The organism is Leifsonia xyli subsp. xyli str. CTCB07 (assembly GCF_000007665.1).
GTDB classification, from domain to species: domain Bacteria; phylum Actinomycetota; class Actinomycetes; order Actinomycetales; family Microbacteriaceae; genus Leifsonia; species Leifsonia xyli_C.
In genome coordinates this window covers 471,231-493,297 of the sequence record NC_006087.1, presented here as the reverse complement: position 1 = coordinate 493,297, position 22,067 = coordinate 471,231, and the positions used below count along the sequence as shown (strand labels likewise).

Sequence of the window (22,067 nt, the reverse complement as noted above, 5' to 3'; positions counted from 1 at the left end):
GCCACAGAAGGATGAGGAGCCTTGCATAGAAGTCGTCTGAAAGCGCCCCGCGAGGATGAAGTACACTCGACGAATGCCCCGATCCGCCGAAGCGACGGCCGTCGTGACGGTCAGCTATAACTCGAGCGGTCAATTCGCCTCTTTTCTCGGCTCGTTGGCGTATGAGATCGACAACGGATATCCGGTTGTGATCGCGGACAACGGCTCCGCCGACATCGACGAGACGCGGCGGGTGGCGTCCGCGCACGGCGCCCGGGTTCTCGCCCTGGCAGAGAACCACGGTTACGGCGGCGCGGTCAATCTGGCGGTGAGGACGCTGCCGGAATCGGTGGATGCCATCCTGATCTGCAATCCGGACATCATCGTCAGCCCCCGCTCGATCGAGGTGCTGCGTGAGCGGCTCGACTCGGACGAGCGGATCGCGGCGGTGGGCCCGCGCATCCTGAACGAGGACGGCACCGTCTATCCGTCGGCGCGCAGCATTCCTTCGCTGCGCACGGGGATCGGTCACGCGCTTTTCGTCCGCGTATGGCCGACGAACCCGTGGACGCGCGCCTACCACTCCGAGCGGAGGCTCGAGGCGCGCGATGTCGGCTGGCTCTCCGGCGCGTGCGTCCTCGTGCGGCGCAGGGCTTTCGAGCGGATCGGCGGCTTCGACGAGGCGTACTTCATGTACTTCGAGGATGTCGATCTCGGTTTCCGCTTCTCCCGGTCTGGGTACCGCAACCGCTACGAGCCCGCGGCCTCCGTGATCCATCACGGCGGGCTCTCCACGAGATCAGAGTCGAAGCGGATGCTGATCGTTCACCACGACAGCGCATATCGCTTCCTCGCAAGGAAGTATTCCGGTCCGCTCCTCGCACCCGTCCGAGTGGCGCTGAGGGTGGCGCTGAGCGCGCGGGCCTGGCTCCTCACCCGCGGTCACTGACCACGCTCAGCCGCCGAGGAGCCGGCGCAGGTACTGCCCGTAGCCGCTTTTGACCAGCGGCTGCGAGAGTTCGCTCAGCTGCGCGTCGCTGATCCATCCCGCCCGCCAGGCGATCTCCTCGATGCAGCCGACCTTGAAGCCCTGCCTGTCTTCGATGACGCGCACATACTCGGACGCCTGCATCATCGACTCGAAGGTGCCGGTGTCGAGCCACGCGGTGCCGCGGTCCAGGACCTGCACCTGCAAGCGCCCGGCCTCCAGGTAGCGCTCGTTGACAGTGGAGATCTCCAGCTCGCCGCGCACGCTCGGCTCGATCGTCTTGGCGATCTCGACCACCGAGTTGTCGTAGAAGTACAGACCGGGGACCGCGTACTCGCTCTTCGGCTGCGCGGGCTTCTCCTCGATGGAGAGCGCCGTGAAGTCGTCGTCGAACTCCACGACCCCGTAGGCCGTCGGATCGCTGACCTGGTAGGCGAAGATGAGCGCGCCGTCGATGTCGGTGTGCTGGCGCAGCGCCGAGCCGAGCCCGGTGCCGTGGAAGATGTTGTCGCCGAGGACCAGCGCGACCGACTCGTCGCCGATGAACTCCTCGCCGATGACGAAAGCCTGCGCGAGGCCGTCCGGCGAGGGCTGCACCGCATACTCGATCCGGATGCCGAGCTGGGAGCCGTCGCCGAACAGGGCACGGAACTGGTCGTTGTACTCCGGCGTTGTGATGATGAGGATCTCGTTGATCCCGGCCATCATCAGCGTCGACAGCGGGTAGTAGATCATCGGCTTGTCGTAGATCGGCATGAGCTGCTTCGAGATGCCCTTGGTGATGGGCCAGAGCCGCGTACCGGAGCCGCCGGCGAGGATGATTCCGCGCATGGTTATGGATGTTCCCTTACTTGTGGTCGAGCGAGGCGTAGAAATCGCGTGCGGCGTCCCAGGTGGGCAGCAGGCCGGACGCCTGCGCCTCAGCGAGTCCGGGGGCGTCCGTGTCCTTCGGCGAGAGCAGCAGCTCGTCCTCCGGGACCGGGAACGCGAGGGCGATATCGCTGTCGAGCGGGTTGATCCCGTGCTCGCGCGTGGGGGTGTAGACGTCGGTGACCAGGTAGCTGACGGTGGCGTCGGCAGTCAGGGCGACGAAGCAGTGGCCGAGCCCTTCCGCGACGTAGAGCGCGCGGCGGTCCTTGTCGTCGAGGAGCACCGAGTCCCATTGGCCGAACGTCGGCGAGCCCAAACGGATGTCGATGACGAAGTCGAGCACCGCTCCGCGCGGGGCCATCACGTACTTGGCCTGGCTCGGCGGGATGTCGGCGAAGTGGATGCCGCGCACCGACCCCCGCCGCGACACCGATGTGTTGCCCTGTTTGAGGTCGAGAGAGTGACCGACGGCCTCCTCGAGACGGTCGAACCGGTAGAACTCGAAGAAGAGTCCGCGGTCGTCGGCGTGCTGGACGGGGGTGATCTCATACGCGTCGGGGATCGTCAGTTCTCGGATCTGCACCCCGGGAGTCTACCAATCAGGCCTGCACGCTAGACTCGTGCGCGGTTCACCCACAGAAGGTTCACCAACAGAAAGCAGTCCATCCGCATGAAGATTCTCGTCACCGGTGGCGCCGGATTCATCGGCTCCAACTTCGTCCGCCGCACCCTCCAGGACGCCTACCCGGGCTTGGAAGGGGCCGAGGTGGTCGTTCTGGACGCGCTGACCTACTCCGGCAACCTCGCGAATCTCGAACCGGTCTCCGACTCGCCTCGCTACACCTTCGCGAAGGGCGAAATCCGCGACAGCGGGCTGCTGGACGAGCTGTTCCCCGCAGTGGACGCCGTCGTCCACTGCGCCGCCGAATCGCACGTCGACCGCTCGGTCCGCGACGCGTCGATCTTCGCCGAGACCAATGTGCTCGGGACGCAGCAGCTCCTGGACGCCGCCCTCCGCAACGAGGTCAAACGCTTCGTCCATGTCTCCACCGACGAGGTGTACGGCTCGATCGCCGAGGGCTCGTGGGATGAGGAGCGCCCGCTGGAGCCGAACTCGCCGTACTCGGCGTCGAAGGCCGGCAGCGATCTGCTCGCCCGCAGCTATTTCCGCACGCACGGGCTCAACCTCTCGATCACGCGCTGCTCGAACAACTACGGGCCGTACCACTTCCCCGAGAAGGTCATCCCGCTCTTCGTCACCAACCTCATCGACGACAAGCACGTGCCGCTCTACGGCGAAGGCAACAACATCCGCGATTGGCTGCACGTCGACGACCACACCCGCGGCATCGCGATGGTGCTCGTGAACGGCCGCGCCGGCGAGATCTACAACATCGGCGGTGGCACCGAGCTGACCAACAAGGAGCTCACCCAGCTGCTGCTCGACGCCACCGGCAAGGACTGGTCGTACGTCGACCGGGTCGCCGACCGGCTCGGCCACGACCTGCGCTACTCGGTCGACATCTCGAAGATCCGCAGCGAGCTCGGCTACGAGCCGCTTGTGCCGTTCGAGCAGGGTCTCACCGACGTGGTGCAGTGGTACCGCGACAACCGCGCCTGGTGGGAGCCGCTGAAGGCTCGCGCCGCGCTGGACGGCTGAGACCGGCCGACATGGCGCGCTATCTGATCGCCGGAGCCCACGGCCAGCTCGGCCAGGACCTCCAGCGTGCGCTGGCCGGCCGAGAGGTGACCGCCCTCGGCCGCGCCGATCTCGACGTCACGGACCGTGACACCGTTCTGGCCGCCGTCGCGGGCCACGACGTGGTCATCAACGCCTCCGCCTACACGAAGGTGGATGACGCCGAGACCCACGAGGACGACGCCTACGCGATCAACGCGACCGGCACCGAGAACCTCGCCGTGGCCGCGGCGCAACACGGCGCGACGTTTGTGACGGTCTCCACCGACTACGTCTTCGACGGGTCTGGCGCCGAGCCCTACGCCGAGGACGCCCCGCGCGACCCGATCAACGCCTACGGCCGAACCAAAGCCGCCGGCGAAGAGCTCGCGCTGGCCACGCATCCCGGCGGCACCTACATCGTCCGCACCGCGTGGCTGTACGGCGCGGGCGGCGCGAACTTCGCCAAGACGATGGTGAGACTCGCCGAGAGCCACGAAACGGTGAGCGTCGTGGCCGACCAGATCGGCCAGCCGACCTGGACCGGCGACCTGGCCGAGCGGATCGTGACGCTCCTCGACTCGGACGCGCCCCCCGGGGTGTACCACGGCACGAACTCCGGCCAGGCGAGCTGGTTCGCGTTCGCCAAGGCGGTCTTCAGCGCCGCCGGGCTGGACCCTGATAGGGTCCTTCCGACCGACAGCGCCGCGTTCACCCGACCGGCTCCCCGGCCGTCCTACTCAGTGCTGGGTCACGAGGGCTGGAGGCGCGCCGGCCTGAAACCCATGCGGCCGTGGGAAGAAGCGCTGGCCGACGCAGCACAACATGGAGTCCTGGATCAGGAGCGGAATGACGACGACACTCAGGGTGGTGGTCGATGACCTGACCGGTGTGGCTCCCGGCGGCTTGCGCCGCTACACGGAGGAACTCACCCGGCATTTGATCGCGACCGCGCCTCCGGGCTGCGACGTCCAAGCCGTCATCTCGAACGTCTCCGACGACAAGCTCAACGAGGTGCGCCTGCTGCTCCCGGGGGTGGCCAGCCTCATCCGCCTGCCGCTGGCCCGCCGCGAGCTGGCTCTGGCCTGGCGCTCCGGCCTCCCCGTCGGCTCGCTCACCGGGATGCTGCACGCGCCGGCCGTGCTGGCGCCGCTGCGCCAGCACGGCCAGACGGAGGCCTCCGACCAGATCGCCGTGACCATCCACGACACGCTGGCCTGGTCGCACCCGGAGACGATCGGCACGGCCAGGGCGCTCTGGACCCGGTCGATGGCCAAGCGCGCCAGACGGTTCGCCGATGCGATCGTCGTCCCGACCCACGCGGTGGCGAGACGGCTGGCGGACGAGCTGGACTTCGGCGACCGCATCCGGGTGATCGGCGGCGCGCCCGCCACCACCGTGCAGCTCCCGTCCGACGCCGATGAACGCGCGGCACGACTGGAGCTCCCGGAGACGTACGCTCTGACACTCGGCTCGGTCATGCCACGCAGGGGCGTCGCTGCGCTGATCCGCGCGGTCGCGCGGCCCGAAGCGCACGGCATCCCCCTGCTCATCGTCGGCCCCGACCGCTACGGCGAGCGCAGCGCGACCGGCGTCGCCGCCGCCGCCGGCCTGCCGGAGGACCGCGTGCGCGCGCTCGGCCGCCTCTCCGACCCCGACCTCGCCGTCGTGCTCGACCGGGCGACTGTGTTCGTCTATCCGAGCCTCGCCGAGGGGTTCGGACTCCCCATTATGGAAGCGTTCACGTTCGGCCTCCCGGTCGTCCACTCCGACGACCCCGCTCTCGTCGAGGTCGCGGGCGGCGCGAGCCTGGTCGTGGAGCGCCCGGGCCGCGCGGAGGACGATGCCGCCTACACGGACCGCCTCGCCGATGCGATCGGCCGTGTGCTCGGCGAACCGGACCTGCGCACACGGTTAAGCGTGCTCGCCTCGGACCGTGCCAGGGCCTTCAGCTGGCGCGACTCGGCCGAGCGCGTCTGGCAGCTGCACGCCGACCTCTGATCCGGAGGAGCCTGTTATCCGGTCAGGGACCGCCTGAGCGTCGCGCTCATGTCGAGGCGGGCTTCGGGGTGGCCGGTGCCAGGGCCTGCTGCACCAGGCGGCGGATCTGCGCGTAGTCCAGACTGTCCGGATCGATGGTCGGCGGCACCAGTTCCAGCTGGTCCACTTTCTGGGCCTTGGTCTTCATGCCCAGGTCCACGAAGTACCCGAGCACCGACTGCGGGATGTCGGTCTTCATCACCTGCTTTCCAGCCTTCGCGATGTCCTGGAATTTGGCGACGATGTTCACCGGAGTGAACTGCTTCAGAATCGCGTCCTGCAACTGACGCTGACGCGCCATCCGGTCGTAGTCGCTGGTGCCGTGCCTCGCGCGGGCGTACCACTGCGCGTGATAGCCGTCGAGATGCGCGCCTGGCCCGGCTGTATCCACTCGACCACGCCGTTCAGGTTCTCATCGCCGCCGATCGGCACGCGCTCACTGACGGTGACATCCACACCACCGAGGGAGTCGATGAGATCGGCGAAGCCCTGCATGTCGATGAGCACGAAGTACTGGATGGTGAGCCCGGTCGCGCCTTCGAGCGCGTCGCGCATGGCCTCGATCCCCGGCTCGCTGCCATGCTCCTTGGCCGTCGGGTACAGCTCGGGCTTGTAGAGCTCCACCTCGGTGTAGATGGAGTTGAGCTGGCACACATCGACGTCGCAGCGGCCTTTGTAGCCGTAGCCGTCCGGATACAGCCCGTGCAGAGGCGAACTCGAGGCGAAGGGCACCGTATCGAGATCGCGGGGCAGGCCGATGGTGACCGCTTTGCCGGTCGCGGCGTCGACGCTCACGATGGACATGCTATCCGGGCGCAGGCCCTCGCGGTCGGGACCGGCGTCGCCACCGAGCAGCATGATGTTGTAGCGGCCCTCGACGGGCGGCTCGAGGGGCCGGCGGTGAAGATTCCGGCGAGCGCGCCGCGAGCGGACCCGGCGACGACGGAGCCGTAGGTGGCGGTCCCGGTGAGGCTCACCAGGACGACGGCCGCGAAAGCGGCGATCCAGCCCGGGCCTCCGGGCGGGCTTTCACCAGACGCACAAGGCGCAGGGTGTCGAGCGTCAGCACCACCCACAGCAGTGCGTACACAATCAGCACGATCTGCGCGAACGTCAGGCTGCCGGACTGCGTCGCCAGCGTGTACACGGTGGACGGCGAGACCAGCAGGATCAGCAGTGCGGCGAGCGCGAGGAACCAGAGCGCCGCCGTCGCGATCAGACCCACCCGGCCGAGGCGCCGATCCCCCGCGACGAGCTGCGCCGACCCGGGCAGCAGGATATTGAGGGCGACCAGCCACCAGCCGCGCTTGGTCATCTCGCCTGCCGAAGCCGCGTCCGGGTTGCGCAGCGGAGTGGTGGCGAGGATCATAGCTTCGCTTGCAGTGCGCGGTTCTTCTCGTCGACGCTCGCCTCCAGTTCGGCGGCGAAGCGCTCAAGCATGCTCGCGAGCCTGGGATCGGCCGTGGCGAGGATCTTCACGGCCAGAAGACCCGCGTTGCGCGCACCGCCGATGGAGACGGTCGCGACCGGCACGCCCGCCGGCATCTGCACGATCGAGAGCAGCGAGTCGAGCCCATCGAGACGGGCCAGCGGCACAGGAACGCCCACCACGGGCAGCGTGGTGACGGCGGCGAGCATCCCGGGCAGGTGGGCGGCTCCCCCCGCTCCGGCGATGATCACACGGACACCGCGGGAGGCCGCGACCTTGCCGAAGCCGATCATCCTCTCCGGCGTGCGGTGGGCGGAGACGACCTCGACCTCGTGCGCGACACCGAATTCGGCGAGCAGCCGCGAGGCTTCCTGCATCACCGGCCAGTCCGAGTCGGAACCCATCACGACGGACACCAAGGGCGGGGGTGGAACGGACATGGCCCCATGCTAGGGCGCGGTCACCATGACCCCGGGGAAGGCACGCGGGCGTGAGCCCCGGGGGTCTCACCCCTCGAAGAAGGCGGCCGCCGACCGTGCGCGGTACGCGATGTCGTCCAGATCGTCGCCGCAGACCGTCACATGGCCAACTTTCCGGCCGGGGCGCGGCGCCTTTCCGTAACCGTGGAATTTGGCTTCGGGGTGCGCCGCGAGCGCGGCCGGGTAGCGGTCCTGCAGGGTTCCCTCCGACGGCCCGCCCAGGATGTTGACCATCACCGACCAGTCCTCGCGCGCCGTCGCCGCGCCCAGCGGCAGATCGAGCACGGCGCGCAGATGCTGCTCGAACTGACTGGTCACGGCGCCCTCGATCGACCAGTGGCCGCTGTTGTGTGGGCGCATCGCGAGCTCGTTGACCAGCACCCGGCCGTCGGTCGTCTCGAACAGTTCGACGGCGAGGACGCCGGTCACGCCCAAGCCGTCTGCGATGCGGCGGGCGATGTCCGACGCCGCCTGCGCGAGACGGCCGGCCGAGCCGGGGGCCGGGGCGATCACCTCGGCGCACACGCCGTCGCGCTGCACGGTCTCGACGACGGGCCAGGCGACGACCTCGCCGGAGGGCCGCCGCGCGACCAGCTGGGCCAGCTCGCGGCGGAAAGAGACGAGCTCCTCGACCAGCAGAGCGCCACCGAGACCGTCCTCGGCGAGCGCGAGGAACCAGTCGTCCGCCCCGTTCGCGTCCGAGACCAGACGGACGCCTTTGCCGTCGTAGCCTCCGCGGGCCGTCTTGACGACCGCGCGGCCGCCGTGGTCGTCGAGGAACGCGGCGAGCTCGCCGGAGGTCTCCACGGCCGCCCAGTCCGGAACGGGAAGGCCGAGATCGCCGAGCTTCGAGCGCATCTGAATCTTGTCCTGCGCATAGAGCAGCGCGTCCGGCCCGGGGTGGACCGGGACGCCGCGAGCGACCAGCTCACGGAGGATGGCCGGCGGAACGTGCTCGTGGTCGAAGGTCACAACATCCACCGTCTCCGCGAAGGCGAGGACGGCACCGAGGTCGCGGTAGTCGCCGACGCCGCTGGCGGCGAGATCGGCGCTCATGCCCTCGGCCTCCTGGAGCACACGGATGTCCACGCCCAGCTCCACCGCCGGGGAGATCATCATCCGCGCCAGCTGTCCGCCGCCGATCACACCAACTCTGTTCCTGGCCATCGCCTGTACCTCTCCTCTGATACTCCTCATGCCGCCCGCGGCCAACTCACAGACATGAACGCCGCGGCTCGCGTACTCTGGCGAACACACTCCCTATCATTCCGCATCCCCGGTTGGAGCATGACGATCCAGAAGACCATCCCGGCGCGCACGGCCCGGCTCCTCCCGCAGCTGATCAAGTTCGGCGCCGTGGGCGCTGTGGGCTTGGCCGTGAACCTCGTCGTGTTCAATGCGATGCTGCTGATCGTTCTCCGCGGCGTCCCGCACGCCACCGTCCTCTCGACCGTCATCGCGACGACCGCGGCGATCTTCGCCAACTGGGCCGGGAACCGGTTCTGGGCTTTCTCCGGGCAGCGGCAGAGGAACGCCCTGCGCGAAGGCGCCGAGTTCTTCACGGTCAGCCTCGCGGGCATGGGCATCCCCCTGCTCTGCATCGGGGTGTCGCACTATCTGCTCGGCCTGACCTCGCCGATCGCCGACAACATCTCGGCCAACGGGATCGGCCTGGCGCTCGGGATGCTGTTCCGCTTCGCCTTCTACCGCTGGTGGGTCTTCTCCCCCGCGCGCGGCCAGCGGCCTCCGGCATCGGCACTGGAACCGGTCGCGGCGGCGATGCTAACGCGAACCCCAGACCGTGGTCTCGTCGGGGACTGACTCCGACTCCTGTCGGCGCATCCCGACGACGGTCTGCGCGCGCTCCATAAGCTCGCTGAGCGCGCGCTGCACCTCATCGGCCCGGGGCACATCCTTAAGGACGACGGGATGGTCGAGGCCCGAGTTGACCAGGACGTCTCCCGAGCGGAACAGGCTCTGCGGCCAGGTGCGCTTGAGGCTCACATCGTAGCCGCGGGAGTGCAGCAACTCCTGGCGGACGCGGACGAAGAAACCGTGCCGGAGGATGAGCCGGCGCGTTGTGATCGTGTAGCGGCGGCTCAGCCAGGCCGCGAACGGCAGCAGAAAGAAGAAAAACAGCACAGCGGCCGCGGCCGACCAGAGCAGCGCCTCCTGCCACACCTCGGTCAGACGCCCGGCGAAGAAGCCGACGGCGCAGCTGGCGGCGATGAGCGCGAGGGACGGCCAGAGGAGCGCCCGTGCGTTCGGGCGCAGCCGAGCCACGACCCGCTCGGAAGGCGGGGCGACGGCTCCGTCCGGCGTGCTGCTCATGACTCCCATTAATACCGCAGGTGCGTCACGTCGCCGGCCGCCACCGCGGTGCGGCCCGCATCCGACTCCACGATCAGCCGTCCGGTGTCGTCGAGAGCGACGGCGACGCCCGTCAGGCTGCCACCGCCGGGGAGCTCGACACGCACCGCCCGGCCGATGGTGTGGCACGCCGCGGCGACCTCACCGCGCAGCGCGCTGCGAACCGCATCGCCGCCCGCCGTGAGGAAGTCGCGATAGAGTACGACCAGCTCGATGAGGTAGGCGGCGAGCACGGCGTCGGTGTCGGGATCGGTCGCGCCGGCCAGCAGCAGGGACGTCGCAGTCGGCACCGGCAGCTCGTCCCCGGCCACTGTCAGGTTGACGCCGGCTCCGACCACGACACCGCGCATCCCGGGCAGCAGCTCGGTCAGGATGCCGCTGACTTTCGCGCCGTCGATCAGCACATCGTTCGGCCACTTGACCTCGACCTCCCGCGGCACGAAACCGGCCAGCGCGCGGCGCATAGCGAGGCCGGCGAGCAGCGGGAACCAGCCGAAAGCGTCCGGCTTCAGGCCCTCGGGCTTCAGCAGCACGGAGATGGCGAGCGTCTTCCCGGGCGGCGCCACCCAGACCCGCCCCAGCCGGCCCCGGCCGCCGGTCTGATTGCCGGTGACGACAACGGCGAGGTCGGGAAGATCGCCGGAGCGGGCCTGCATCACGTCGTTCGTGGAGCCAGCCTCCTCGAGAACATCGAGCAGAGGGACGATGGCGCGACTGCGGCGAAAGGTCTCCATAGGCTCAGTCTGCCAGCGCGAAGCCCGGTATTTGTAGGGTTTCCTCAACGGCATCGCCCATCCACTGGCCGGTAGAGTGAACGGCGTGACCGACACCGAAGCACGTCAACCCACCGGAATCGCACCGGCCCCCGACCTGGCCACCACAGCGGGAAAGCTCGCCGACCTCAAAGAGCGCTTCCACGAGGCCGTCACCGCGAGCGGCCAGGCGGCGATCGAGAAACAGCACGCCAAGGGCAAGCTCACCGCGCGCGAGCGCATCGATCTGCTGCTCGACCAGGGATCGTTCGTGGAGTTCGACGAATTCGTGCGCCACCGCACGCAAGCGTTCGGCATGGACGGGAAGCGGCCGTACGGCGATGCGGTCGTCACCGGCGTCGGCACCATCCACGGCCGGAGCGTCGCCGTCTTCAGCCAGGACTTCACGATCTTCGGCGGCTCGCTGGGCGAGGTCGCGGGCGAGAAGATCATCAAAGTGATGGACCATGCGCTCAAGATGGGTGTGCCGATGATCGGCATCCTGGACTCCGGCGGCGCGCGCATCCAGGAGGGCGTGGTCGCGCTCGGCAAGTACGGCGAGATCTTCCGGCGCAACACGGCGGCGAGCGGCGTCATCCCGCAGATCTCCATCGTCATGGGCCCGGCGGCCGGCGGCGCAGTGTACTCCCCCGCGCTGACCGATTTCGTGATCATGGTCGACAAATCCAGCCACATGTTCGTCACCGGCCCCGATGTCATCAAGACGGTGACCGGCGAGGATGTCGGATTCGAGGAGCTCGGCGGCGCCCTCACCCACAACAGGGTCTCCGGCGTCTCCCACTATCTCGCGAGCGACGAGGAGGACGCACTCGACTACGCGCGCGCTCTGCTCAGCTACCTGCCGCAGAACAACCTGGCGGAACTGCCGGTGTTCGAGGCGGAGCCGGAGCTGGAGACGACCGACGCCGACCGCAAGCTCAACACGATCATCCCGGACTCCCCCAACCAGCCCTACGATGTCACGACGATCATCGCGGGCATCGTGGACGACGGGGAGTTCCTCGAGGTCCAGCCGCTCTTCGCGCCGAACATCGTCATCGGCTTCGCCCGGGTCGAGGGCAGCTCGGTCGGCATCGTCGCCAACCAGCCGAGCGCGATGGCAGGCACCCTCAATATCGACGCCGGGGAGAAAGCGTCGCGGTTCGTCCGATTCTGCGACGCCTTCAGCATCCCGATCCTCACCTTCGTCGACGTGCCCGGCTACCTGCCCGGCACCGACCAGGAGTGGACCGGCGTCATCCGCCGCGGCGCGAAACTCTTGTACGCGTACGCGGAGGCGACCGTGCCGCTGGTCACAATCATCACCCGCAAAGCCTACGGCGGCGCCTACATCGTGATGGGCTCCAAACAGCTCGGCGCCGACATCAACCTGGCCTGGCCGACGGCGGAGATCGCGGTCATGGGCGGCCAGGGCGCGGTCAACATCCTCTACCGCGGCGAGCTGAAACGAGCGGAGGACGCCGGGGAGGATGTCGCCGCGGTGCGGGCGAAGCTCGCCACCGAGTACACCTACAACGTCGCGAGTCCGTTCCTCGCCGCCGAGCGCGGCGAGCTGGACGGGGTGATCGAGCCGGCCGCCACCCGCGTCTCCGTCGTCAAAGCGCTCCGGGCGCTGCGCACCAAGCGGGCGAGCCTTCCGCCGAAGAAGCACGGGAACATCCCGCTGTGAGCGAGGCCCTCGACCCCTCGCAGCTCCGTTTCGTCACGCGCCGCGTGACGGCGGAGGAGATCGCCGCCGTCACGGCCGTGCTCACCGCCGCGGTGGCCGAACAGGCCGCCGCGGCGCGCGGCTCCCGGCTCGCTGCCGGGGCGGACGGCTGGCAGCGCAGTCAGCGTCCGCTGCGCACGTTGCTGATTCCAGGGCTGGGCCAGTGGCGGTCGTTCTCGGGCTGATGACCCGATTTGCACCCCGGTCTCTGCGTGCCCCACGAACGGGACACACGAAATTATCGACGTGTTCCCCACAGAAGAGGTCCAGCTTGTACCCCACGGTCCCCCAAAATGACGACTATGTATTTTGCGGGCTGACCGTGATCATGATTACTGCTAGGTGTCTCTCCTCATGAGTCACACCGCCAATCACTCGCCGACTAGGGTAAGCAGGTGAGTGCTTTGGTGGCGAGTCAGGGCGATATTCGGGTTGTCGCCCTGACTACGGGGCTTAAAGGGGGTCGGCAATTCGGGTGCCGGCCCCCTCACCCGTTAACGGCTGGGTTCAGCGGTTGGCGCGGTGTTCCTGGGACACACTGCTGCGCCTCCCCCATGACAGCGAGCGCTCACGGGGTTCCGTCAGCGGACGGTTCGGGGGTCGGGAGGAGTTCGCGGGGGGTCGAAGTCGCGGTAGCCATGAGGACCGGTCCGACGTTTGAGCGTGGGATCCAGGGAACACTCGGTGTTGATGTCCAGAGTGAAGATATAGTCGGACGCCCTGACCATCAGCCAGCTCACGGCTGCGGGCGAACTCCCGGGCGAAGAGCCCGCGGAACTCCGCGGTCGCCGTCTGCGCGAACCCCCTCCGCGCCGATTGGCCCGCTCTCACCCGCTGGGCCGCGCCGCGAACCGTCTGCGCCAGAGCGTCCGCGGCACGATGATCGAACACCAGCGGTTCCGCGTCACTCCCGCCCACGACACCCCTTCCGCTTCTTCCCTCCGGTTTCGAGGAAACAGTCAATGAATCATACATATGACATTGCGAATCGCCATCCGCGATCGCGCGCACAGCAGCCGGGAACGCCCCAACCCGGCCACGGAGACCAGCGCTCAGGGCGGTGCGCGCTACGACGCCTCAGGCAGAGGGGAGCGGGCGCGAGATCTCGAGCCAGAGGTCCACTTCGTCGTCCGACTCCGCGCCCAGAGCGTTCGCGGCCCCATCGCCCGACATGCGGAGCCCAATGACGGTGATCGCCGTCTCGGACGAGCGCGGGACGGTGCGCACGATGAGCTTGTCGGTCGTCGTGCCCCGGATGGCCTCCGCAAGACGCCGCAAGACCGTGTCGAGGCCGGCCTGGTCGAGGTCGTCGATGCCGCCCTCGTCGAGCAGAGTGACGACGACACCGCGACGCCGGGCAGCCATCACCTCACGACGGACGTCCTCGTTGAGGAGACGCCTTCCGCGGATCTCATCGCGGATGGCGCCTTCCAGATAGCGGCACTCCCGGCGCTCCGCCTCGGTCAAGTCGCCGCCGCGACGGACGATCTCGGCGAGCATGGGCGCAGCCACCCGGTAGGTCTGCCGCAGCCGCAGCTGCCTCTCCATGACGTGCGCCTCCTGGGCCGCCTGCCACTCGGTGGCTTCACGCTCGGCCCACCCGAATCGCAGCGCGTCCCGGCCGGCCCTCACGAGCGACGCGGAGATGACGACGGCGACGCCGACCCACACCACGGAGCCGATGACGCCGAGGCCGGCGAGCGCGCCGACGCCCGCCCAGATCACAGTCTGGACCGTGAGGAAGGCGACGCCAAGCCAGGCCACGAGCCGCTGCCGGCGGACAGCGCAAACAGTCATCAGCGTTCCGATGGCCGCGACGTACCAGGTGGCGTAGACATTGTCCTTCGCCGGGTCGAGCTCGCTGGTGACCAGCACGGCGACCACCACGGAGACGGCGAGGTCGAAGGCGGCCAGCCAGAGCGGCATCCTGGTCGGGCTGGCCGGCCACAGGCTGATCGCGGTGGCGACCGCGTAGAGCGCTATCGCGACGATGGCGGGGCCCGGGTCATCGGGAATGGAGAGCGACGAGAGCCCGAGAAAAAGATGATAGGCCGAGAACATCGCGCCGAGCGTGAGGAACAGCACCCTGTTGAGCGTGATCACCGGACGGTCTCCCGCTCCCGGTCCGGCGGCGATGCGGGCTCAGGGCTCGGCCAGACGATCGTGACACTCGTCCCCCGGCCCGGCGCCGACCGGACCGTCGCCCGGCCGCCGACCTTGGCGAGACGCTCCTGGATGCTGACGCGCAGCCCCAGGCGCTCGGCCGGCACCTCCGCGCTGACGAAGCCGCGTCCGGAGTCTTCGACGACGACCTGGACCGTCGCCCCGCCCGCGCCGCCGACGATGGTGACGCTCCGCCGCACCTCCGGGCCGCCGGCGTGCTGGTTGCTGTTGACCATCGCCTGCACCGCAGCCGAAGAGACCGCCTCGGCCACAGCGACGGGCAGAGTACGCCGGGCGGTGTCCCGCGCTTCCACCACGAAGTGCGAGGCGCTGGACTCCGCTGCCGCCAGCAGACGCTCGTGCAGCACGTCGAGGCCGACAGGAGGCTGGTCCTGCGGTCCGGACGCTTCGGCCGCGTGCAAGTGCCCGATGGCGTCGGCGGCCATCCGCGCCGCCAGTTCCTTCGCCTCCGGCGTGCGCGCGCTGGCCGCCGAGAGCAGGGTCGTCAGGACGCTGTCGTGGACGATCGCATCCACCTGGACGCGCTCGACCTCGGTCGCGTGCTGGCGGACGGCGTTACTGTACTTGGTGAGCGCGTGGCCCTGGGCGACATCCACCGCCGTCGACGCCTCGCGCATCATGGTGACGATCGCGAGGATCACACCGCCCAGGATGATCGCGTACACCGCATCGATCCCGGCCAGCTCGGCGCTCGCGCCGCCGCCGGCCGGCAGCGCCCGGACGAAACCGTAAACGACCGGCGCGGCGAATGTGTACACGGTCGCCAGCCAGAGCGGCCACGCCACCGCGGCGAAGGCCGTGAGCACGGAGCAGAGGAACCAGACCCACGGCCTGTCTCTCGCGAACGGCGCCGGGTCGTTCACCAACAGCGGCCAGGTCACAATCGCCACGAGGTACACAATGGCCAGGACGCCCATCGCCGTCTTCACGAAGCGCTGGACGATCGCGAACAGAACCGTCAGGGCGAGGCCGCCGAAGACGATAATCAGGACGACGAAGGCGCACGGCTCCCGCAGGTCGCCCAGCTGACCGAGCGCGGTCGGGAGGATCTGCAGGCCAAACACGAGGCTGAAAGCCGACACAGTGCGGTCGGCGATCCGCTCGATACGGGCCCGGCTCAGCGGTTTGCGACGTTTGACACCCTCCGGCGGCGCCCCGGAGACAGGGCCCGGAGCGCTAAACCCGTTCATTGCGCGGATCGGAGTCGAGCCCGGGCAAGATGCCGTCCTCGACGGCGCGACGCAGCAGGTCCACCTTCGTCGGAGCCGGGCGGCCGACCTCCACATACTTCACGCGGATGCGGTCCAAATACTCGCGTGCCGTCGAATTGGCGATCCCGAGCTGCGCGGCGACCGCCTTCAGCGGCAGGCCGGAAGCGTAGAGGTGCAAAACGTCCCGCTCGCGGCGGCCGAGCTGCGCCTTGGCGAAGTCGCTGTCGGCGTCGATGGCGGTCGCCCACTCGAGGTTGTTGAGCACATCCCCGCGCGCAACGGTCGCGATCGCGTTCATCACGGTCGTCGTCGGAGAGGACTTCGGGATGACGCCGGCGGCACCCGCTGCGAGCGCCTCCCGCACACCGGCCACGCGGTCCGCGATGCTGTGGACGAGCACAGCGGCACCCGTCGCCTGCGCCCGTTTGACGTTGTCCGTCACCCGCGAACCGTCGCCGAGGGAGAGATCGAGCACGACCACATCGCACTCCTGCGCCCCCAGCTGCGACACGAATCCATCCACCGTCGCAGCAGCGACCACGACATCGTAGCCCGCCTCCTGACAGGCTGCCCTCAGCCCGAGAAGCACCGACTCGTGATCGTCGACGATTGACACCCGCACCATGCTCACCATCGTAGTGGTGGGAATGCATACATCTCCGGTCAGGGGGTCAGCGCGGTGACCACTTCGACGTGATGGGTGTGGGGGAACAGATCGAACGCCCGCAGCGTTGCGCAGCGGATAGCCGCGCTCGGCGAAGAAGGCCACATCCCGGGCCAGCGCGACAGGGTCGCACGCGACATAGACGATCTGCGCGGGCCGCAGCTCGGCGATCGCGTTCACGACAGCCCGCCCCGCGCCGGAGCGGGGCGGGTCCAGGACGACAGTCGCCGCGCGCAGGCGGGCGCGCTCCGCCGCGGACGCACCGGTGACGAGACCCGCGACGACATGCTCGACGCGCCCCGTGACCGCGGCAGCGCCGACCCAGTCCACGAGGTTCTCCGCCGCATCGTCGGTGGCAGCCCCGTCGGACTCGACGGAGGTGATGCGCAGGGTCGGGCCGAACCGGTCGCCGAGAGCTGCCGAGAGGAGGCCGACCCCGCCGTAGAGGTCGAGGTTCGCGGCGCGCGAGTCGAACAGGGCCTCGTCGACGGCCGATTGGACGGCCGCCGTCAGCGTCGTCGCAGCGGCCCGATGCACCTGCCAGAAACCGCGGGCGTCCACGCGGAACTCGCGCTCGCCCACGCGCTCGCGGATCGGGGCCGGACGGCGACGCGGGCGGACCAGCCGGGCGCCGCGGCGCCCGGGGGCGTCGTTGACGAGGACATGGGCCGTGCCAAGCGCTGTGGCGACGACATCCACCGACTCCGCTCCGGGGAAACGCTGACCGAACGGGGTGGACTCCTAGACGAGAGCGGTCGCAAGCGGGAGGTCGTCGACCGGGATGACCGTGTGGCTGCGCGCCGCGAAGGGGCCGATGCCGCCGCCCTCGCCGACCTGTAGCCGGACGCGGGTGCGCCAGCCGGCACCGTCCTCGGTCTCGCCCGCAGCCGACTCGACCGCGACGCCCAGCGCGTCGATCAGTCCCCGATCGAGCTGGGCGGTGCGCTGCAGGGCGTCCACGATCACGCACCGCTTGAGCTCGCGCTGATGAGCCAGGCGGATGTGGCCGAACTCCGCCCCTCCGGGCCGCTGGCCGGGGGCTCGGTCGCTGCCCGCAGCGGACCAGACATGCTTCTGGCGCTCGGGCGCTGCCTCCAGGACGTCGAGCGCCTCGGCGCGCCAGAACCGGTCGTGCCTGCGGTCGGCGATCCGGGCGCGGATGCGCTCCCCCCGGCATCGTGTCGGGCACGAAGACCACGCGACCCTCGTGCCGGGCGACGAACACGCCTCCGTGGGCGACGTTGGTAATGTCGAGGTCGACCTCATCTCTCCGGGGCATCCATCGAGCATCCCACAGGTGACGACCATGCGGCTCTACCTCGCCTCCACCTCCCCCGCCCGCCTCGCGCTGCTGCGCGCCGCTGGGATCGAGCCCGTCGTCGTGCCGTCGCAGGTGGACGAGCCCGCCGCCGTCGCCGCAGCGGAAGCCGAACACGGACCGCTCTCCCCCGACGCGATGGTGCAGTTACTCGCCCGGCTGAAAGCGGAGGCCGTGCGTGGCGCGCTCGACGGCGAGCCGATCGACGGGCTCGTCTTCGGCGGCGACTCGGCGTTCGCGATCGACGGCGCCCTCCACGGCAAACCGCACCGGCCCGAGATCGCACGCGAGCGCTGGCGGGCGCAGCGCGGCCGCACCGGGCGCCTGCACTCCGGGCACTGGCTCATCGACCACCGCGGGGGCGTGGAGAACGCCGCTGTCGGGGCAACGGCCGTCGCCGCCGTCTCGTTCGCAGACGTCACCGACGCCGAAATCGACGCCTACATCGCCAGCGGCGAACCCCTGGAGGTCGCGGGCGCGTTCACCATCGACAGCTTGGGCGGCCCTTTCATCCGCCGGGTGGAGGGCGATCCGAGCACCGTCGTCGGGCTGTCCCTCTCCACCCTGCGCGACCTGGTTCGACAGCTCAGAATCGAGTGGACCGAGCTGTGGAACCGCGCCGGAGTGTCGCTATAGACAACCTGAAGGATTTTGGATTTATTTTTGTTGGAATCGTCCAAAAGTTGATCCGGCTCGCGCAATAGGCTGGAGAACTGTGCCACGTATCTCCAAGGTCCTCATCGCCAACCGGGGCGAGATCGCCGTCCGGATCATCCGCGCCGCACGCGACAGCGGAATCGGCTCCGTCGCCGTCTACGCCGACCAGGACCGCGACGCCCTGCATGTCAGGCTCGCGGACGAGGCCTACGGCCTCCAGGGCTCCACCAGCGCCGAGACATACCTGGTCATCGACAAGCTGCTCTCCATCGCCCGCCGCTCGGGCGCCGACGCCGTGCATCCGGGATACGGCTTCCTCGCCGAGAACGCCGACTTCGCCCGCGCCGTCATCGCCGCCAGCCTCGTCTGGATCGGCCCGTCGCCGGAGGCCATCGAACGCCTCAGCGACAAAGTCTCCGCCCGGCACGTCGCCGAGAAAGTGGGCGCACCGCTGGCCCCCGGCACCCTCAACCCGGTCGCCGACGCGGCCGAGGTGCTCGACTTCGCGAACGAGCACGGCCTGCCCGTCGCCATCAAAGCGGCGTTCGGCGGCGGCGGGCGCGGCCTCAAGGTGGCCCGCGCCCGGGACGAAGTGGCCGAGCTCTTCGAGTCCGCCACCCGCGAGGCGATCGCGGCGTTCGGCCGCGGCGAGTGCTTCGTGGAGAAATACCTCGACCAGCCGCGCCACGTCGAAACCCAGTGCCTCGCCGACGCTTACGGCAACGTCGTGGTCGTCTCGACCCGCGACTGCTCGCTGCAGCGCCGGCACCAAAAGCTGGTCGAGGAGGCCCCCGCGCCGTTCCTCACCCCGGAGCAGCTGGAGAAGCTCTCCAGCGCCTCCAAGGCGATTCTGAAGGAGGTCGGCTACCAGGGCGCCGGCACCTGCGAGTTCCTCATCGGCAAAGACGGCACCGTATCGTTCCTCGAAGTGAACACCCGTCTCCAGGTCGAGCACCCGGTCTCGGAGGAGGTGACCGGCATCGACCTCGTCCGGGAGCAGTTCCGCCTCGCGGAAGGAGGCGAGCTCGACGGCGTCGACCCGGCCCCCCGTGGCCACTCCTTCGAGTTCCGCATCAACGGCGAGGACGCCGGCCGCGGCTTCCTCCCCTCTCCGGGCCCTGTCCACATTTTCAAAGCGCCCAGCGGCCCCGGTGTCCGCGTCGACAGCGGCGTCCAGGCGGGCGACGTCATCAGCGGCGCGTTCGACTCCATGCTCGCGAAGCTGATCGTCACCGGCGCCACCCGCGAGGAGGCGCTGGAGCGCTCGCGCCGCGCCTTGGACGAGTTCGAGGTCGCGGGCCTGCCGACGGTGCTGCCGTTCCACCGCGCGATTGTGCGCGACCCTGCCTTCGCTCCGCAGGACGGCGAGCCGTTCTCCATGTACACCCGCTGGATCGAGACCGAATGGGCCGGCGGCATCGAGCCGTGGTCCGGCGAGCTCGGCGACCCGTCCGCGGCGGAACGCCGGAGCAACGTCGTCGTCGAGGTCGAGGGCAAGCGCATCGAGGTCTCCCTCCCCGCCCGCCTGCTGGCCGGCGGCTCCCCCGAGAAAACCCCGCCCGCCCCGCGTCGCCGCGGGGGCGGGCATGCGGTCGACACCGCGACGGGCGACGCACTCACTGCGCCGATGCAGGCGACCGTCGTCAAGGTCGCGGTCGCCGACGGCGACGAAGTGGTCAAGGGGGATCTCGTGCTCGTCCTCGAGGCCATGAAGATGGAGCAGCCCCTCACCGCCCACAAGGACGGCACCATCGCCGCCATCAACGCCGCCGTAGGCGAGACCGTCTCCTCCGGCCACCCGCTCCTCAGCATCGTCTGACCGCCCCCGCTGCGCGTCCCTGTCCTGCCTCCGCACCGCTCACCCGGTGGGAGAGGATGACAGCGGTCAGGGGGAATCGATAGGGGCGCCTTTGAGCTCGATGCTGATCTCTGCGGCGTCGAGGTTGTTGAGGGCGCCGACGAGGACATCCGCGCTGAAGGTGCCTTCGTCGCGGGCGTCGAGGAGGGCGGAGCGCTGGGCGCGGATGCGGGCGAGGCGGGCGGCCTTGTACTGTTGGAAGACCTCGGGGGTGCGCTCGACGGTGGCAGGGAGAGGGACGGTTCTTCCCGCGTCGCGCAGCAGCGCCATCAGGCGGCGGCGCTCATCACGCTCGGCGTCGGGGTCCGCGGCACTGGGTTTGAGGAGCCGCAGAACAAGGGCCAGCGTACCGCCCTGAAGCAGAAGCGACCCAGCGGCGACGAGGAAGGCGATGAGAACCAGCACGGAACGCCCGGGGGTCTCGTCCGGAAGGCTCTGCGCGGCGGCGACCGTGACAGCCCCGCGCATCCCCGCCCAGACGACGATGCCGCCCTCCCGCCAGCCGAGCGGGGCCTCGGTGAAGTAGTCAATGTCAGCGAGGAGCCGGCGGAGGCGCACACCGAAGCGGGCGAGGTTCTCGGCGGTGGGGACGCCGCGGCGCAGAACTGTGCTGCGGACGATTATCCGGGCACGAACCGCGCGGCCGGTGAGGGGGACGGCGCGGGACGGCGCGCCGACGGCGCGCACCGCATCGGCCCGGCCCGCGTCCGCCCGCACCGCATCCGCGCCCTCCGCACCCGGCAGCGCCCGCTGTGCCGACCTCGCACCGGCCAGCCGCTCGGCGATGTCGCGCTGAACGCCTTCCGGGTCTTCGAGGCGCTGGTGCATCCGCTCGAGCGCGGGCCGCATCCGCTGACCGCGCCGATGGCGGCGGCCGAGCATCGCCAGGAGGGGCGCCACGAAGGCGGCGCGCACGAGGATCGTCAGGAGCAGCGCCCCGGCGGCGACCGCGACGAGGGGCAGCAGACCGGAGTGATCGTTCTCGACCTTCTGCAGGATGCCGAAAAGTTCGAGGCCCATCGTCAGGAAGATGACGCCTTCCAACACCATCTCGACCGTCCGCCAGTTCTGCGTGTCCGAGAGCCGGTGCTCCGGCGAGAGCACCCGAGGCGCGCGGCTGCCGGTGACGAGTCCGGCGACGACGGCCGCAACGAGTCCCGAGGCGCCGAGCGCTTCGGCGGGGAGGGAGGCCAGGAAAGGGACGGTGAAGGAGATGACGGTATTGACCGTGGCATCTTTCACCCGCTGCCGGACAAGCAGGTTCAGCCGTCCGACGGCCCAGCCGAAGAGGATGGCGATCAGCACCGAGGAGACGAACGAGACGACCACCGCGCCGAACGTGAACGACGCCGCTGTGGCAGCGACGGCCGCGCGCAGCAGCACCAGCGCCGTGGCATCGTTGAGCAGACTCTCGCCCTCGAGGATGGCGACGACGCGCGGCGAGACGCCCGCCTGTTTCACGATCCCGGTGGCCACCGCGTCCGGCGGGCTGACGATAGCGCCGAGCGCGATGCCCCACGCTAGGCCGAGCCCGGGGATGACCCAGGCGAAGAGCAGGCCGAGCAGCACCGAGCTGACGACGACCAGGAGGACGGACAGCCCGCTGATCGCAGCGAACTCGCGGCGGAAGGTCATCGACGGCATCGACACCGAGGCCGAATACAGCAGGGGCGGGAGCACACCGGCTAGAACCCACTCCGGCTCGATCGTGACCGCGGGCACGAACGGCAGCAGGCTCACCAGAATGCCGACGACGACGAGGACGAGCGGCGAGGCGACGCCGAAGCGGGGGCCGATCGCCGTGGCCGCTGCGATGGCCAGAACGACGAGGACGCCGATGACCAGAGTCTCCTCCATGCGC

21 protein-coding genes and 3 pseudogenes are annotated in these 22,067 nt (G+C 69.4%); 9 read left to right on the top strand and 15 right to left on the bottom strand.

The window, feature by feature from the left end:
• Positions 1-73 precede the first annotated feature (73 nt).
• Complete coding sequence (locus tag LXX_RS02410; RefSeq protein WP_011185478.1) at positions 74-928, top strand: glycosyltransferase family 2 protein; 855 nt, start codon at positions 74-76, stop codon at positions 926-928.
• A gap of 6 nt (positions 929-934) precedes the next feature.
• On the opposite strand, the gene rfbA is transcribed toward LXX_RS02410, so the two are convergent.
• Positions 935-1,798 carry a glucose-1-phosphate thymidylyltransferase RfbA gene (rfbA, locus tag LXX_RS02405; RefSeq protein WP_011185477.1) on the bottom strand — a complete coding sequence of 288 codons (864 nt, stop codon included), beginning with the start codon at positions 1,796-1,798 and terminating at the stop codon, positions 935-937.
• A 16-nt stretch (positions 1,799-1,814) separates the two neighbouring features.
• Positions 1,815-2,420 (bottom strand): dTDP-4-dehydrorhamnose 3,5-epimerase family protein, encoded by a 606-nt coding sequence (locus tag LXX_RS02400; RefSeq protein ID WP_011185476.1) that lies wholly within the window; start codon positions 2,418-2,420, stop codon positions 1,815-1,817.
• Between the two features lie 87 nt (positions 2,421-2,507).
• On the opposite strand from LXX_RS02400, the gene rfbB reads away from it, so the two are divergent.
• Genes rfbB through LXX_RS02385 form a run of 3 tightly spaced genes read left to right on the top strand, consistent with a single transcriptional unit; the run spans position 2,508 to position 5,516 of the window.
• The gene (gene rfbB / locus LXX_RS02395; protein ID WP_011185475.1) at positions 2,508-3,497 is read left to right on the top strand and encodes a dTDP-glucose 4,6-dehydratase; all 990 of its coding nucleotides are present in this window, start codon (positions 2,508-2,510) and stop codon (positions 3,495-3,497) included.
• Positions 3,498-3,508: 11 nt separating this feature from the next.
• On the top strand, positions 3,509-4,396 hold the full coding sequence (rfbD, locus tag LXX_RS02390) for a dTDP-4-dehydrorhamnose reductase (RefSeq protein ID WP_011185474.1): 888 nt from the start codon (positions 3,509-3,511) through the stop codon (positions 4,394-4,396).
• Positions 4,365-5,516: a glycosyltransferase family 4 protein gene (locus LXX_RS02385; RefSeq protein ID WP_041767111.1), complete on the top strand. Its 1,152-nt coding sequence runs from the start codon at positions 4,365-4,367 to the stop codon at positions 5,514-5,516. Before rfbD ends, LXX_RS02385 begins: the two co-directional genes overlap by 32 nt.
• A 46-nt stretch (positions 5,517-5,562) precedes the next feature.
• Here LXX_RS02385 and LXX_RS16105 read toward each other — a convergent pair whose 3' ends face one another.
• From LXX_RS16105 to LXX_RS02370, 6 genes and pseudogenes are all read right to left on the bottom strand, one after another.
• On the bottom strand, positions 5,563-5,856 hold the full coding sequence (locus LXX_RS16105; protein WP_256030562.1) for a hypothetical protein: 294 nt from the start codon (positions 5,854-5,856) through the stop codon (positions 5,563-5,565).
• 9 nt (positions 5,857-5,865) lie between these two features.
• A pseudogene (locus LXX_RS16100) lies at positions 5,866-5,946 on the bottom strand (hypothetical protein); the annotation flags it as partial.
• A 92-nt stretch (positions 5,947-6,038) separates the two neighbouring features.
• Positions 6,039-6,359 (bottom strand): annotated as a pseudogene (locus tag LXX_RS16095) (LytR family transcriptional regulator); the annotation flags it as partial.
• Positions 6,360-6,528: 169 nt separating this feature from the next.
• Complete coding sequence (locus LXX_RS15215) at positions 6,529-6,924, bottom strand: hypothetical protein (RefSeq protein WP_011185472.1); 396 nt, start codon at positions 6,922-6,924, stop codon at positions 6,529-6,531.
• Positions 6,921-7,424, bottom strand: coding sequence for a 5-(carboxyamino)imidazole ribonucleotide mutase (purE, locus tag LXX_RS02375; protein WP_011185471.1), 504 nt, complete (start codon positions 7,422-7,424; stop codon positions 6,921-6,923). Before purE ends, LXX_RS15215 begins: the two co-directional genes overlap by 4 nt.
• 66 nt (positions 7,425-7,490) lie before the next feature.
• Positions 7,491-8,660 (bottom strand): 5-(carboxyamino)imidazole ribonucleotide synthase, encoded by a 1,170-nt coding sequence (locus tag LXX_RS02370; protein ID WP_011185470.1) that lies wholly within the window; start codon positions 8,658-8,660, stop codon positions 7,491-7,493.
• Between the two features lie 90 nt (positions 8,661-8,750).
• On the opposite strand from LXX_RS02370, the gene LXX_RS02365 reads away from it, so the two are divergent.
• A complete protein-coding gene (locus LXX_RS02365; protein ID WP_041767105.1) occupies positions 8,751-9,284 on the top strand; it encodes a GtrA family protein in 534 nt (177 codons plus the stop codon).
• On the opposite strand, the gene LXX_RS02360 is transcribed toward LXX_RS02365, so the two are convergent.
• On the bottom strand, positions 9,246-9,794 hold the full coding sequence (locus LXX_RS02360; RefSeq protein ID WP_223227696.1) for a PH domain-containing protein: 549 nt from the start codon (positions 9,792-9,794) through the stop codon (positions 9,246-9,248). The two genes, LXX_RS02365 and LXX_RS02360, sit on opposite strands and share 39 nt — an antisense overlap.
• An 8-nt stretch (positions 9,795-9,802) precedes the next feature.
• Positions 9,803-10,567, bottom strand: a complete 765-nt coding sequence (locus LXX_RS02355) for a biotin--[acetyl-CoA-carboxylase] ligase (protein WP_041767102.1) — start codon at positions 10,565-10,567, stop codon at positions 9,803-9,805.
• Between the two features lie 76 nt (positions 10,568-10,643).
• Here LXX_RS02355 and LXX_RS02350 point away from each other — a divergent pair, with 76 nt between their 5' ends.
• Together LXX_RS02350 and LXX_RS02345 are read left to right on the top strand one after the other, a co-directional pair.
• Positions 10,644-12,275, top strand: coding sequence for an acyl-CoA carboxylase subunit beta (locus LXX_RS02350; protein WP_050737810.1), 1,632 nt, complete (start codon positions 10,644-10,646; stop codon positions 12,273-12,275).
• On the top strand, positions 12,272-12,499 hold the full coding sequence (locus LXX_RS02345; RefSeq protein WP_011185466.1) for an acyl-CoA carboxylase epsilon subunit: 228 nt from the start codon (positions 12,272-12,274) through the stop codon (positions 12,497-12,499). Before LXX_RS02350 ends, LXX_RS02345 begins: the two co-directional genes overlap by 4 nt.
• A gap of 892 nt (positions 12,500-13,391) precedes the next feature.
• Here LXX_RS02345 and LXX_RS02340 read toward each other — a convergent pair.
• The 4 genes and pseudogenes from LXX_RS02340 to LXX_RS02325 form a co-directional block, all read right to left on the bottom strand.
• Positions 13,392-14,417 (bottom strand): hypothetical protein, encoded by a 1,026-nt coding sequence (locus LXX_RS02340; protein ID WP_011185465.1) that lies wholly within the window; start codon positions 14,415-14,417, stop codon positions 13,392-13,394.
• The gene (locus tag LXX_RS02335) at positions 14,414-15,688 is read right to left on the bottom strand and encodes an ATP-binding protein (protein WP_011185464.1); all 1,275 of its coding nucleotides are present in this window, start codon (positions 15,686-15,688) and stop codon (positions 14,414-14,416) included. The genes LXX_RS02340 and LXX_RS02335 overlap by 4 nt, the downstream gene beginning before the upstream one ends.
• Positions 15,675-16,334 (bottom strand): response regulator transcription factor, encoded by a 660-nt coding sequence (locus LXX_RS02330; protein WP_041768098.1) that lies wholly within the window; start codon positions 16,332-16,334, stop codon positions 15,675-15,677. Before LXX_RS02330 ends, LXX_RS02335 begins: the two co-directional genes overlap by 14 nt.
• 38 nt (positions 16,335-16,372) lie before the next feature.
• Positions 16,373-17,652 (bottom strand): annotated as a pseudogene (locus tag LXX_RS02325) (class I SAM-dependent RNA methyltransferase).
• Positions 17,653-17,679: 27 nt separating this feature from the next.
• Between LXX_RS02325 and LXX_RS02320 the strand changes: the two are divergent.
• A complete protein-coding gene (locus LXX_RS02320; RefSeq protein WP_011185463.1) occupies positions 17,680-18,327 on the top strand; it encodes a Maf family protein in 648 nt (215 codons plus the stop codon).
• 79 nt (positions 18,328-18,406) lie between these two features.
• A complete protein-coding gene (locus LXX_RS02315) occupies positions 18,407-20,167 on the top strand; it encodes an acetyl/propionyl/methylcrotonyl-CoA carboxylase subunit alpha (RefSeq protein WP_011185462.1) in 1,761 nt (586 codons plus the stop codon).
• Between the two features lie 66 nt (positions 20,168-20,233).
• Here LXX_RS02315 and LXX_RS02310 read toward each other — a convergent pair whose 3' ends face one another.
• Entirely contained in the window at positions 20,234-22,063 is a 1,830-nt protein-coding gene (locus tag LXX_RS02310; RefSeq protein ID WP_041767098.1) for a cation:proton antiporter, read from the bottom strand.
• Positions 22,064-22,067 lie beyond the last annotated feature (4 nt).

Excerpts from the sequence above, each read along its gene's own strand:
- rfbA (WP_011185477.1), bottom strand. The coding sequence starts at position 1,798 with ATGCGCGGAATCATCCTCGCCGGCGGCTCCGGTACGCGGCTCTGGCCC.
- LXX_RS16105 (WP_256030562.1), bottom strand. The coding sequence starts at position 5,856 with ATGGCGCGTCAGCGTCAGTTGCAGGACGCGATTCTGAAGCAGTTCACT.
- LXX_RS02370 (WP_011185470.1), bottom strand. The coding sequence starts at position 8,660 with ATGAGGAGTATCAGAGGAGAGGTACAGGCGATGGCCAGGAACAGAGTT.
- LXX_RS02410 (WP_011185478.1), top strand. The coding sequence starts at position 74 with ATGCCCCGATCCGCCGAAGCGACGGCCGTCGTGACGGTCAGCTATAAC.
- rfbB (WP_011185475.1), top strand. The coding sequence starts at position 2,508 with ATGAAGATTCTCGTCACCGGTGGCGCCGGATTCATCGGCTCCAACTTC.
- LXX_RS02330 (WP_041768098.1), bottom strand. The coding sequence starts at position 16,334 with ATGGTGCGGGTGTCAATCGTCGACGATCACGAGTCGGTGCTTCTCGGG.
- LXX_RS02365 (WP_041767105.1), top strand. The coding sequence starts at position 8,751 with ATGACGATCCAGAAGACCATCCCGGCGCGCACGGCCCGGCTCCTCCCG.
- LXX_RS02320 (WP_011185463.1), top strand. The coding sequence starts at position 17,680 with ATGCGGCTCTACCTCGCCTCCACCTCCCCCGCCCGCCTCGCGCTGCTG.
- LXX_RS02335 (WP_011185464.1), bottom strand. The coding sequence starts at position 15,688 with ATGAACGGGTTTAGCGCTCCGGGCCCTGTCTCCGGGGCGCCGCCGGAG.
- LXX_RS02310 (WP_041767098.1), bottom strand. The coding sequence starts at position 22,063 with ATGGAGGAGACTCTGGTCATCGGCGTCCTCGTCGTTCTGGCCATCGCA.
- LXX_RS15215 (WP_011185472.1), bottom strand. The coding sequence starts at position 6,924 with ATGATCCTCGCCACCACTCCGCTGCGCAACCCGGACGCGGCTTCGGCA.
- LXX_RS02385 (WP_041767111.1), top strand. The coding sequence starts at position 4,365 with ATGACGACGACACTCAGGGTGGTGGTCGATGACCTGACCGGTGTGGCT.
- purE (WP_011185471.1), bottom strand. The coding sequence starts at position 7,424 with ATGTCCGTTCCACCCCCGCCCTTGGTGTCCGTCGTGATGGGTTCCGAC.
- LXX_RS02355 (WP_041767102.1), bottom strand. The coding sequence starts at position 10,567 with ATGGAGACCTTTCGCCGCAGTCGCGCCATCGTCCCTCTGCTCGATGTT.
- rfbD (WP_011185474.1), top strand. The coding sequence starts at position 3,509 with ATGGCGCGCTATCTGATCGCCGGAGCCCACGGCCAGCTCGGCCAGGAC.
- LXX_RS02360 (WP_223227696.1), bottom strand. The coding sequence starts at position 9,794 with ATGAGCAGCACGCCGGACGGAGCCGTCGCCCCGCCTTCCGAGCGGGTC.